At 44.6% G+C, this 12050-nt stretch carries 7 protein-coding genes and 2 riboswitches; all 7 genes read right to left on the bottom strand.

The window, feature by feature from the left end:
* Positions 1-619 precede the first annotated feature (619 nt).
* Positions 620-2689 (bottom strand): glucose-specific PTS transporter subunit IIBC, encoded by a 2070-nt coding sequence (ptsG, locus tag ADU24_RS01085; RefSeq protein ID WP_053364900.1) that lies wholly within the window; start codon positions 2687-2689, stop codon positions 620-622.
* A gap of 201 nt (positions 2690-2890) precedes the next feature.
* Positions 2891-3733 carry a glucose PTS transporter transcription antiterminator GlcT gene (gene glcT, locus ADU24_RS01080; protein ID WP_053364899.1) on the bottom strand — a complete coding sequence of 281 codons (843 nt, stop codon included), beginning with the start codon at positions 3731-3733 and terminating at the stop codon, positions 2891-2893.
* Between the two features lie 248 nt (positions 3734-3981).
* Entirely contained in the window at positions 3982-5313 is a 1332-nt protein-coding gene (locus ADU24_RS01075) for an NCS2 family permease (RefSeq protein ID WP_053364898.1), read from the bottom strand.
* Positions 5314-5443: 130 nt separating this feature from the next.
* A riboswitch (purine riboswitch) is annotated at positions 5444-5545 on the bottom strand.
* 96 nt (positions 5546-5641) lie between these two features.
* On the bottom strand, positions 5642-7162 hold the full coding sequence (guaA, locus tag ADU24_RS01070; protein ID WP_197277552.1) for a glutamine-hydrolyzing GMP synthase: 1521 nt from the start codon (positions 7160-7162) through the stop codon (positions 5642-5644).
* 157 nt (positions 7163-7319) lie between these two features.
* Positions 7320-7421: riboswitch (purine riboswitch) on the bottom strand.
* 42 nt (positions 7422-7463) lie between these two features.
* On the bottom strand, positions 7464-9683 hold the full coding sequence (locus ADU24_RS01065; RefSeq protein WP_053364896.1) for a transglutaminase TgpA family protein: 2220 nt from the start codon (positions 9681-9683) through the stop codon (positions 7464-7466).
* Positions 9680-10900 (bottom strand): DUF58 domain-containing protein, encoded by a 1221-nt coding sequence (locus tag ADU24_RS01060; protein ID WP_053364895.1) that lies wholly within the window; start codon positions 10898-10900, stop codon positions 9680-9682. Before ADU24_RS01060 ends, ADU24_RS01065 begins: the two co-directional genes overlap by 4 nt.
* Positions 10901-11857, bottom strand: coding sequence for an AAA family ATPase (locus tag ADU24_RS01055; protein ID WP_053364894.1), 957 nt, complete (start codon positions 11855-11857; stop codon positions 10901-10903).
* Positions 11858-12050: the final 193 nt, after the last annotated feature.

Below are 12050 nucleotides of genomic sequence, written 5' to 3'. Positions count from 1 at the left end.
AAAAGAGTTGAGTCATGCTCAAAATGTTACGTTGGCTAGTGATCCGAAGATCACTATATTATTGTTTGTTGACGCTTGTTTGTTTAGTTTTCAAAGAGCAATTTTGTTAAGACAACTATTCTAGTATAACATTTCGTTATCTGCTCTGTCAACAAGTTTTTTTAACTCTTTATTAACGAGTGAAACTTGGCTGACGAGGCAACTTTCTAAATATAACACCCTGACTCCAAGCTGTCAACAAGTTTTTAAAAAAATACTTGGAATAAAAGCAGCTTTCAATCGGGTGTTATCTATAATATCATCGCTTTACATTTTCGTCAACAAACTCCACATTACCAATTTATACCTAAATTCAACTTTCTTCAGTTTGCTTTTTCAAAACATTCTTCTATATTATATATTGAGCTTTTTCGACAAGAGCATTCAGTTGAATACTAATTGCAAGAAAGCAGCTTTTCACTGCATAGGGTATTGAGGATTTTCGAGGAGCCGTTTCCTTCCGCTACAATCAACATGCCCCCTAAACCTTATTGCAACTATTTATTTCAACTTATATAGACATTCCTCATACATTTAAAAGAACCGGGTGCAAATTACCCCGGTTCTTTTCATTAAGTAACTACTTTATTTCAATGATCCCTACTTCGCCTTGATCAACAATTCCAGATTTCTTAATCAGAATACTTTCGCCCTCATGAAGATTTGTAAATACGATTGGCGTAATTGTAGAAGTAGCATTCTTTTTAATAAAATCGAGATCGAACCTTAACAGCGGCTGGCCTTTTTTAACCAGTTCATTCTCCTTCACAATGGTTTCAAAGCCTTCCCCTTTAAGGTTTACTGTATCGATTCCAACATGAATCAGAATTTCTTTGCCGGAATTCGATAATATCCCTATTGCATGTTTTGTCGGGAACAGATTAATGACTTTCCCATCTACCGGAGAAACAACAAGCCCTTCGGAAGGCTCGATTGCAAAGCCATCGCCCATCATTTTTCCTGCAAAAACCTGATCTGGAACATCAGTAATTGGTTTGATTTCCCCTTTTAAAGGAGAAACAATTTCAAGAGCTAAATCTGTTTCCGCTTCATTTTGCAAAGCTTCAGGGTTCACTTCCTCAATTTGCTTGCGGACTTCCGTGGATTGGTTTGTTTCGGTCGGCCTAGGCCTCTTTCCACTCATTATATCCTTTATCTGACCTTTGATTGTTTCTGAGCGCGGACCGAAAATGGCTTGGATATTGTTCCCGACTTCCATGACTCCCGCTGCCCCGAGTTCTTTCAGCTTCTTTTTATCTACATCACCTATGTCTTTAACTGAAACACGGAGCCTTGTGATACATGCATCCAGGTGGGCAATATTCTCTTTCCCTCCCATTGCTTCAAGAATATTGTACGGAAGGTCGCCGGCTTTTCCTTTTTCTTTTCCCGGTGTTTCCCCTTCATCTTCTGTTACTTCACGGCCCGGAGTTTTCAAATTAAACTTGGTAATCGCAAAACGGAAGACAAAGTAGTAAACAACGGCAAACCCAAGGCCTAAAATAATTGTTATCCACCAAGGTTCTCTTCCCGGCAGGACACCAAATAGGAAGAAATCAATCGCTCCGCCCGAGAATGTATACCCCAAATTCACGCCGAGCGCGGCCATTAATACGAAAGAAAGCCCATCAAGTATGGCATGGATAACGAACAGGAATGGCGATACAAACATAAACAAAAATTCAATCGGCTCAGTAATACCTGTTAGGAAGGATGTTAATGCAGCCGATCCAAGCAAACCGGCTACTATTTTTTTCTTTTCCGTCCTTGCTGTATGGTACATGGCTAAAGCCGCTGCAGGCAAACCAAACATCATAATTGGGAATTCCCCCGCCATAAAGTTACCGGCAGTAATTTCCACCCCATCCTTCAATTGAGAAAAGAAGATTGTCATATCCCCGCGGACGATTTGGCCGGAAGCTGTCGTATAGGAACCAAATTCATACCAGAATGGTGCATGGAAAATATGATGAAGGCCAAAAGGTATTAGCAAACGTTTAATAAACCCAAAGAAGAACGCCGCAATATACGTTCCGCTCCCCATAAGCCAAAGGGAGGCGCTGTTCATCGCATGCTGTACCGGGGGCCAGATGACCAGAAGCAATAGCCCGGCAACAAGAGAGGCAGCAGCCGTGACAATCGGAACGAACCGTTTACCAGCGAAAAATCCAAGGAAGGACGGCATCTCAATATCATGGTAACGATTGTAACAATACGCGGCAATGAGACCGACAATAATCCCCCCGAATACACCAGTTTGCAGAGTAGGGATCCCTAACACACTCGCAAAACTCGGATCCTCGGCAATCATGTCCGATGTAACGCCAAGCCACGAACTCATAACCTGATTCAATACGAGATAACCAACAATAGCCGCAAGTGCAGCCGCTCCGTCAGCAGCAAGCCCAATTGCAACCCCGGCTGCAAAAATCAGTGCGAGGTTGCCAAAAATAATCCCACCAGCGTCCTCCATTACACTGGCAATCAACTGTATCCAATGCATATCCAGGAATGGCAGATATTGAAGCGTCGATTCCTGCTGCAGCGCATTCCCTATACCCAGCAGTAAACCAGCAGCTGGCAAAAGTGCTACCGGAAGCATTAGGGCTTTACCGATCTTTTGCAGAACGCCAAATATTTTCTTAAACATTGAATAGCCTCCTAACTTTTTTTGCCCATTAAAGTAACCGCTAACAAAAGAGCAAACAAAAAAGGCATGAACATAGAAAGAACTGAACAGAAGACGGATTGCAACACCCGTACAAGAGAAGGATTTTTCCCCTCTTCTTCCCATTCAATTCATTTCTGTGCTCATGCCTGATCGAATCAGTAACACGCAAGAAAATGATTGCTATTTTGTTTTTTTATGAAGCCGCTGCAAATGCATTGTCAGATAAACTGCCTCTGCATCATATACCGGCGTTTTTAATGTTTGCTGCATTATTTTAATGAGCTTCCAGGACAAATTATAGCATTCAGGGTACTCCTTTTTCAATAGCAACGTTATTGCTTCAGGTTCCTCAACCTTTTCACCGGATTTGACACGTTCGATGGCAAAACGCAAGTGGCGTACGAGCCTCATGTACTCAACACTGTCTTTATTAATCGTTATGTCGAGCTGCTCTTCAATCAACTTTACCAAAGTTGCCACAAGTTGAGAGTGCTGGTTCACCTCGGAAAGCTCCCTGTTCGTTATGGCACTATGAATGTGAAGGGCGATGAAACCCGCTTCTCCCTCCGGCAGCAAAATCCCCGCTTTCTCTTCAAACAATTGAAGAACATCTTTAGCAATCCTATATTCGAGAGGGTAAAGGGTTTTCGTTTCTATTAAAAATGGATTGCGGATTTCCATCCCATTTGCAACCCGGCTAACCGTAAACATTAAGTGGTCTGTAAGGGCAACGTGTATATGCTCGTTCAATGAACCGCCGGCTTCTTTCTTTATCAGTTCAATTGCGGAAATAATTAGCCGTTGCAGATCTTCTTCCAGGAATGGCAGAAGCTTTATATAGTTCCGTTGTTCTTTCTCATTTTTGAGGACAAAGACTTTCTCAGCGACTGAGGGATCGAGACGATCATTCTGTTTACGGCTAAAGGCGATTCCTTTGCCAATCAGGACCACTTCCCCATATTCCGGGTGTTCCGCAATCAGGACATTGTTATTCAATATTTTGTGGATAGCCAATGTTGACATAGTTACTCCCCGCTCTATGCATAGTATTTCCATCGTATAAGAGGGGCAAGTTTTCGTCAACTAACTAGAAATTTATGCATTTTTCTGCTCAACAAAAAGCCTTTTAGTGTTTTCCGGAAACTTTTCATGAAGCAATGTTGCATTGGAGTTCCGTTGGGAACGTGTGTACCGGAGGTGGAAATCAACTATTTCGTTTAACAGATTCTTCAAACAAAAAGAACCAGCCTAATAAGCTGGTCCTACAATTATTAATTGGTTAAGAAGATAAAATAAAGCAGGAAGATGATAAAGAAAATATACATAATTGGGTGAATATCTTTTCTTTTGCCCGCCACTAGCATTGTAATCGGATAGAAGATGAAACCTGCCGCAATCCCGGTTGCTATGCTGTAGGAAAGAGGCATCGCAATGATTGTAAGGAAGGACGGCACGGCAATTTCAAACCGTTTCCAATCAATTTTCCCAATGGACGAAACCATCAGGACGCCGACAATGATCAATGCTGGTGCTGTTACCGGCGCTGTTACGATGGACAGCAGCGGATAAAAGAAGAGCGCCAGGATAAAGCACCCTGCAGTAATCAGCGCGGCAAATCCGGATCTGGCACCCGATGCAACTCCGGCACTCGATTCGATGTAGGACGTAGTCGTTGATGTACCAAAGATAGAACCAACCATTGAAGCAATCGAATCGGCAAAAAGAGCGCGGCCAGCACGGGGAAGCTTGTTGTCTTTCATTAGGCCGGCCTGATTGGCAACAGCCACAAGCGTACCAGCGTTATCAAAGAAATCAACGAAAAGGAAAGTCAGGATTATACCGAGCATTGCGGTTGTATAAAAAGAACTATCATTAAAGGAAGTAAACAAAGCACCGAATGTCGGCTCAAGGCTCGGAACCCTTTCGACAACTTTCGCAGGAGGATCAATAAGATTAAAGGCAATGCCTACAATAACGGTAACGATCATTCCATAAAAGACCGCCCCCTTGATGCCCCTCGTCATCATAATAACGGTAATCAACAGTCCAAAGATTGCCAAAAGTGTTTCGGGATTCCCCAAGTGGCCAAGGCCAACGAGTGTTGCATCATTTTTAACAATGATTTTTGCATTTATTAAACCAACAAAGGTGATGAACAATCCGATACCTGCGCCAACCGCATATTTGAGTTCAACCGGGATGGCATTGATGAGTTTTTCACGCCACCCAGAAATGGTCAGCAATAGGAAAAAAACACTTGAAATAAATACAGCGGCTAGAGCGTGCTGCCACGAAGCTCCGTGCCCAAGGACAACCGAATAAGCAAAAAACGCATTAAGGCCCATCCCCGGCGCGAGAGCTATCGGGTATTTCCCGATCAAGCCCATGATAATCGAACCTACAGCAGCTGCAAGGGCGGTTGCAACAAATACCGCTCCATGATTCATACGGACTTCATCAGGAAGCCCATCCACATTTTCGAGTGTTAATATCAGCGGGTTGACTACAAGGATGTAGGCCATCGCCAGGAATGTGGTCAGGCCGCCGATAATTTCACGGCGATAATTTGTGCCAAGTTCTTCAAACATAAAGTACTTCTTCATAAAAATCCCCCTAGATATTGGTTCGGCTTTTCGAAAGCTCTCTCTATATCCCAGGAACGCAAAAGCGCCCCGGCTCAAGTTGCCGGGGCGCTGACATGAAGCATGCAAAAATAAATGGACAGAAGAAGCCCTTTATTGTTACACACTTCGTAGTCAAGCTATTTACGGCAGCCTGGTAGAAACTTCTGGGCCATATCCCCAGTATTATACGAAGCAAAATATAAATAATCAGTACCCTGTCATTTTAACAGCTTCAGGAAATTCAGTCAACAAAAAATCCGAACGTTCGACATATTTTTAGAAATTTCGTTCGACAAAATCCATCCTTTTATTCCCACTCGATTGTAGCAGGCGGCTTGGAGGTAATGTCATAAACGACCCGGTTAACATGGGGTACCTCGTTAACAATCCTCGTGGAAATCTTTTCAAGTAAATCCCACGGAATCCTTGCCCAATCCGAAGTCATTCCGTCTATGGACGTCACTGCCCGAATGCCAATTGTATAATCATATGTCCGGGTATCCCCCATGACGCCGACACTGCGGATATCCGGAAGGACCGTAAAGTATTGCCAGATTTCGCGCTCGAGTCCCGCGTTACGGACTTCCTCACGCAAAATCGCATCGGATTCACGGACAATTTCAAGCTTGTCCTCTGTGATTTCGCCGAGGACACGGATGCCAAGTCCAGGGCCAGGGAACGGCTGCCTCCAGACAATTTCGTCAGGTATGCCAAGCTCTGTGCCCAAAGCGCGAACCTCGTCCTTGAAGAGGGTATTCAGCGGCTCAATTAGCTTAAATTGCATATCTTCAGGGAGTCCGCCTACATTATGGTGTGATTTGATTGTTTGGGCAGTGGCTGTTCCGCTTTCGATAATATCCGTATAAAGCGTTCCCTGTGCCAGGAATTCAATGCCTTCAAGTTTATGGGCTTCATCATCGAACACATAAATAAATTCATTTCCGATGATTTTACGCTTTTGCTCAGGATCGGAAACGCCACGTAGCTTCTCCATGAACCTTTCACGCGCGTCCACTTTAATAACATTCATATGGAAACCGTCAGCAAAAGTTTTCATTACCTGGTCTGCCTCGCCTTTTCGCAGCAGGCCATGGTCTACAAAAATGCAGGTCAACTGGTCGCCGATCGCTTTATGGATAAGGACCGCTACTACCGAGGAATCAACACCGCCACTCAGTGCGCAAAGCACTTTTTTGTCGCCGACTGTCTGGCGGATTTTTTCCATTTCGATTTCAATAAAGTTTTCCATCGACCAGGTGCCACTGCAGCCGCAAACTCCGAGGACAAAGTTTTTCAGCAATTCATTCCCATGGACGGAATGGCGCACTTCCGGGTGGAACTGGACAGCATATAGTTTCCTGCCTTCATCGCTCATTGAGGAAATTGGGCAAGACGGACTGTCGGCATCCGCAGTGAATCCAGGCGGAACAGCGGTAACAAGGTCGCCGTGGCTCATCCAGACGACTTGGCTTTCCGGCAGACCTTTAAACAAAGCCGTTTCATTTTTGACCGCTATTGCCGCCTTTCCATACTCGCGGTTTTTGGCCTTTTCAACCTTGCCGCCGAAATGGACGGACATCAATTGCATGCCATAGCAAATGCCGAGCACAGGAAGGCCAAGGTCAAAGATTCGTTCATCACAACGGAACGAATTTTCATCGTACACACTATTCGGGCCCCCGGAGAAAATAATCCCCTTTGGATTCATCGCCTTGATTTCTTCCGCGGTGATTGTGTGCGGATGCAATTCACTATACACGCCAAATTCCCTAATCCTTCTCGTAATCAATTGGTTGTACTGGCTCCCGAAATCGAGAACCACAACCATTTCCTGTTCATGAAGTTCTGTTTTTCCAGACAAGTTCTCCACCTCTTTCTCACTTATTAGTATACACCTAAAGTTTTGTCGCAATAAAAAAAAACCGGAATTGCCCCCTTTTCATAAAAAAGAAGGCAGAATTCCGATTTATCATGGCGAAACATATCCCCGAAATTACTGCCTTCATAGTCAGGCCATTTACGGCGGCCCGGTAGAGACTTTCGAACCATATTATCGAGGATATATGAAGGGTAAGTACAGATTCAGTTTTTTTATTATCTTACCATTTTATCTGTACGCAATTTACTGGTCAAGAGATTGTCTTTTTAATTAAATTTTCCCACAATTGCCTTGTTTCCTTCCAGGTTCCTTCAGGCATTTCCCTTCTATACAGGAAATGCTCATACTTTGAGGTTAGTTTCCCCATTTCCCTTGTTGTGAAGAAGGAATCAACATAGCTTGCGTAATTCCTGAGCGTCTGTCCATCCTGCCTCGGCAGGCCGTACCGCTGCAGCTGCTTTAGCAAGGAAAGATACGCTTTACCAAATTGCTCGTCATTTTGGGTGAGCTTATATCTGTAAATCAAATAGTACGGAAGCCATCTTCCCCGGTTGCTGTATGCGAACCATATGGCGGCAATCAAGGCGGCGGTGCCTGCGGCAAGCTTTTTCCATTCCTTTTTGAAAAATAGCTTTATTTCCTTTAAAACATTTGTTTTCGCTTTTACCTGCTTCGGAATTGGGTCGTTATCTTCCAGTTTGTTAAGACGGTCCGGCCGGTTCGGGTCATTTTGGGATGAGCCGGGTGAAACAGGGTTGTTCGAAGGGTTGGTTGTCGTTTCATAATCGATGTGAATATTATTTGAAAAGCCCTTTGTTGGCTCAAACGGAATCCAGCCAAGGTTCGGGAAAAACACTTCCACCCATGAGTGGGCATTGTTGTTGGTTACTTCATAAAGCTTGTTCTTCAACTCCCCGTCACCGAATGACTTCAATTCCCCGTACGTATATCCCTTTACCCATCTGGCAGGAATGCCCAGGCTCCTAAGCATGACGACCATCGAAGTCGAAAAGTTATCGCAGTATCCCGTTTTCGTATCGAACAGGAACTGGTCGACATAGTCTTCATCATTGCGTGGAACTGCAACATTTTTCTGGTCATACGTAAATTCACTGCGGTCAAAATAATTTTCGATGGCCCGCGCTTTGTCATACCAGTTTGTTTTTTCTCCAGCTATCTCATTCGCAAGTTCCTTTACCCTTGACGGCAACGTTTCCGGCAGCTGGGTATAGCGGATAATAAACTCCTCTTCGACTCCGCCATTATCCGATCCATCCGCCCATCGCAATTCTTCCAATTTAAACGCTGGTTCATCATAAATGAAGCTATAATTATCGAGCTGGGCCGGTTTGTTCCAAGGTTCCATCGCCTGGATTTTTTCTGTTGCCGTATTAAGGCGGAAGGTCACCTGGCCTCTCGCCATTATTTTTTTAATTCCTAGCGGGTAGACAAGGTGAGGGTATTTTAAATACATATAAACCCTTGAATTATATTCTTTTTTCTTCACACTTTCCGGATATCCCTCGAGGGGAACGGGGTCATCGTATGTAAAGCCGATGCCGCCATTTACGAGTTCGGACAAAATCCATCCTTTCCCTGTATACACATCCTTTGTTTCCACACGCCAATAATGGCGGCTTTCAGCATCCGCGCGGAAGACAATTGTGTTATCAGGCAAAAATGGGCCTCCGAGCCTGGAATCATTCGTCCCATAGCCAATCCGCGAAACACCGCCTGTCCCGCCACCGGCATTCTCATTTAACGATTTCAAAAACGGTACCGGATCCGGCCAAATCGGGGCGGCTTTTGGCGCTGCAAAGCCTGCCGCCGTGCTGAAAGCAATCATCCCTGAGAGCGCAACCGCCCATTTCCTTACATGCCTTTTTCCTTCCCCAGACGATTCGCTGCCGAAAAGACGGAAAAATGTCAGCATTCCCATAACCGAAAAACCGGCTATGACCGTCCTGACAATCGCGCCATCCCCTTTGTATGTCGTAAATGTATCAAGGACGGTAATATAGATGATCGTCATCAGGAAAAACACAAAAATCCGGCGCCTGTTCAACAGCCAATATTGAATAAGGTAGACCATAAGCCATAGAAGGATAAAAAATAAAATAGTCCGGAAGACATTGGTCAGCTGCTGGTAATCCTGGCTTAAAAGCAGGCCTACATTCATCTTCAAATCAGCGATCAGATTACCTAGCCAACCGGCACTGAAAAAACCGCCTTCAAAATAAAATCTGTAAATGGCATAGAGGATATAAAAGCTTTTAATAAAAAATTGCAGCATCTTTCCAAGGTGGAAGATGGATGATGCAAACGCGATGACCAGGAAGATAATAAAGACTTCGATATTATCTGTATCTGTCAGTTCATCAAGCGGCCTGAGCCATTCCCAAATGAGCAGAAAGCCAAATCCGTATAGCAGCAAAGCACTTAAATCAAGTTTGTCCTTCTTGTCATTCATCGCAGGCTCACCTCCGAGAATGCCGAATCAAATTGATTCTCATGCACAAGTATAACCCTAACGCCGCGGGCAATCCCCATGGCTTTCAGAGCCAATTCCTCATTTGTTGGGGATTCTTTTTCATCTTTGATCAAAAACACTGTGGCCATCCCCTTCCTATGGCCAAGCACACCCGCTTTTTCTATTAATGTCCTTGTAAGGCGCGCGGTTACAATCATCATCGTCATATTCTGGCCGGAATAAAAAGTTTCCGCCTCGAGTACGGTATCGATCGCGACCGGACAGGCCGGCTGTACTTTTGCCAGATGGTAAAAGATTTGCTGGAGCTGGGTTTCCCCTCCCCTGACCGGGAACGCCACCCTTTCCTTGCTGACGGAAAGCAGTCCCGCCTGGGCACCTTTTTTCAAAATCGCCCTTGAAATTGAAGCTGTAAAGGAAACAATTCCTTCAAAACGCCGGTCCGGGACACAGTCCATAACAATAAGTACGTCGTGTGACTGCCTTTGCTCGAATTCTTTTGTCATAATTTCATTTCGTTTTGCGGAAGCTTTCCAATTAATCCATGAAAAACGGTCGCCCGGCTGATAATCCCTGACACCGATTGCCATCGTTGTATCACGCTGGACCCTTTCCCTGGAAGCGGCGGCTCCTTGGTCATAATGGTTTTCAAAAGGACGGTATAATAATTCCGTGTACGCGGGATACACAAGTATTCTGTCTTCCGATTGTGCGTTTTGCTCCTTTTCAATCAGGCCAATCAGGTCTCCGGTTTTAAGCATTATTGATTCGAACATATGCTCACCGCGGGGCAGTTCATCAATTGTATAATCAAATACGATTTCCTTTGAGAATCCCGGAAAAAGCAAGGCTTTCGTCTTCTCTTTTGGAATGGCATTCCTCAGCGAACCGCCAATCTGTTCCTCCGCAAGCAGGTAGAAAAGCGGAAAGGACCTTTCCCTTTTTAAAATGGTACGTACTTTCAACGCCTCGCCTGCAACAAATTCCTGCTTTGGCAACCGCCTTTCTGCTTTAATGCCGTCCTGGACCGGGTAAAAAGCTACCGCCAGCGAATAGGCAGCGAAAGGAAGGAAGCTGTAGAATAAAAACCAGCTGACAAATCCTCCCTGGAACATCGCGTAGCTAAACGTAATGACAATAAGAAGGATAAGGATACCCAGTTTCCACATATGGTTCATTGCACGAAGTTTTTCTTTCATTTACTTCACAAGCCTTTGAACGGGAACCGGCACACGGGCGACAATCCTGCTGATGATTTCCTCAGCGGTTATCCCTTCGAATTTTGCTTCAGATTTAAGGATTATCCTATGGGAAAGGACATATGGAGCCAGGTATTGGATATCATCAGGAAGGACAAAGTCACGTCCGCATATAAAGGCGTATGCCTGTGCCGCCTTCATGAGGCCAATTGAGCCGCGCGGACTTGCCCCGAGGTAGACGTTTTCATGGATTCTAGTCCGGTTGGAAATGTCCACTATATACCGCTTAATGGTATCCTCAACAAACACATTTTTTATTTCATATTGCAGCGCCCTTAGCTCTTCAAGGCTGACAACAGGCTCCAGTTCTTCGATTGGAGGAATTTTTTGCGCCCGGTTGAGCACTTCCATTTCCTCATGGACCTCCGGATACCCCATTTTCATTTTTAACAAGAAACGGTCGAGCTGCGCTTCCGGAAGCGGATATGTTCCTTCATATTCAATCGGGTTCTGGGTTGCCATGACGAAGAACGGTTTTTCAAGGCGATGGGTAACACCGTCAATGGTCACGCTGCTTTCTTCCATTCCTTCAAGGAGGGCGGACTGGGTCTTTGGCGATGTCCGGTTAATTTCATCTGCGAGGATAATATTGCCCATAATCGGCCCCGGGCGGAATTGGAATTCCATTTCTTTCGGGTTGTAGATTGACACGCCCGTCACGTCCGAAGGCAGCAAGTCAGGGGTGAATTGAATCCTCCTGAATGTAGCCCCCACCGATTTTGCAAGCGCGCGGACCATCATCGTTTTCCCTACCCCCGGCACATCCTCAAGCAGGACATGGCCCTCGGCAAGCAAAGCAACAAGGCTTAATTCGGCGACCTTTCTTTTCCCAGTCATGACTTTCTCAATATTTGCCAGGATTCTTTCAATATTAAAATTCATAATATCACGCGACATTTTCATCCTCCCGCTTTCATTGATTGTAGTTTCGCAGACCATATAGTAAGTTTAACATATAAAGACAATTCTATATATTCTGTCAAATACCTGTATTCTAACTGAATATGTTAGAAACCCCGTCATTATTTGACGAAAAGGATTGGTAAAAAGTTTCAAATTATTTAAAAAAAGTTAAAGAGTTGTAGAGGAG

The organism is Bacillus sp. FJAT-27245 (assembly GCF_001273955.1).
GTDB lineage: Bacteria > Bacillota > Bacilli > Bacillales > Cytobacillaceae > Bacillus_D.
This window is presented reverse-complemented; position numbering and strand designations above follow the sequence as displayed.

Excerpts from the sequence above, each read along its gene's own strand:
- ptsG (WP_053364900.1), bottom strand. The coding sequence starts at position 2,689 with ATGTTTAAGAAAATATTTGGCGTTCTGCAAAAGATCGGTAAAGCCCTA.
- glcT (WP_053364899.1), bottom strand. The coding sequence starts at position 3,733 with ATGTCAACATTGGCTATCCACAAAATATTGAATAACAATGTCCTGATT.
- ADU24_RS01075 (WP_053364898.1), bottom strand. The coding sequence starts at position 5,313 with ATGAAGAAGTACTTTATGTTTGAAGAACTTGGCACAAATTATCGCCGT.
- guaA (WP_197277552.1), bottom strand. The coding sequence starts at position 7,162 with ATGGTTGTGGTTCTCGATTTCGGGAGCCAGTACAACCAATTGATTACG.
- ADU24_RS01065 (WP_053364896.1), bottom strand. The coding sequence starts at position 9,683 with ATGAATGACAAGAAGGACAAACTTGATTTAAGTGCTTTGCTGCTATAC.
- ADU24_RS01060 (WP_053364895.1), bottom strand. The coding sequence starts at position 10,900 with ATGAAAGAAAAACTTCGTGCAATGAACCATATGTGGAAACTGGGTATC.
- ADU24_RS01055 (WP_053364894.1), bottom strand. The coding sequence starts at position 11,857 with ATGTCGCGTGATATTATGAATTTTAATATTGAAAGAATCCTGGCAAAT.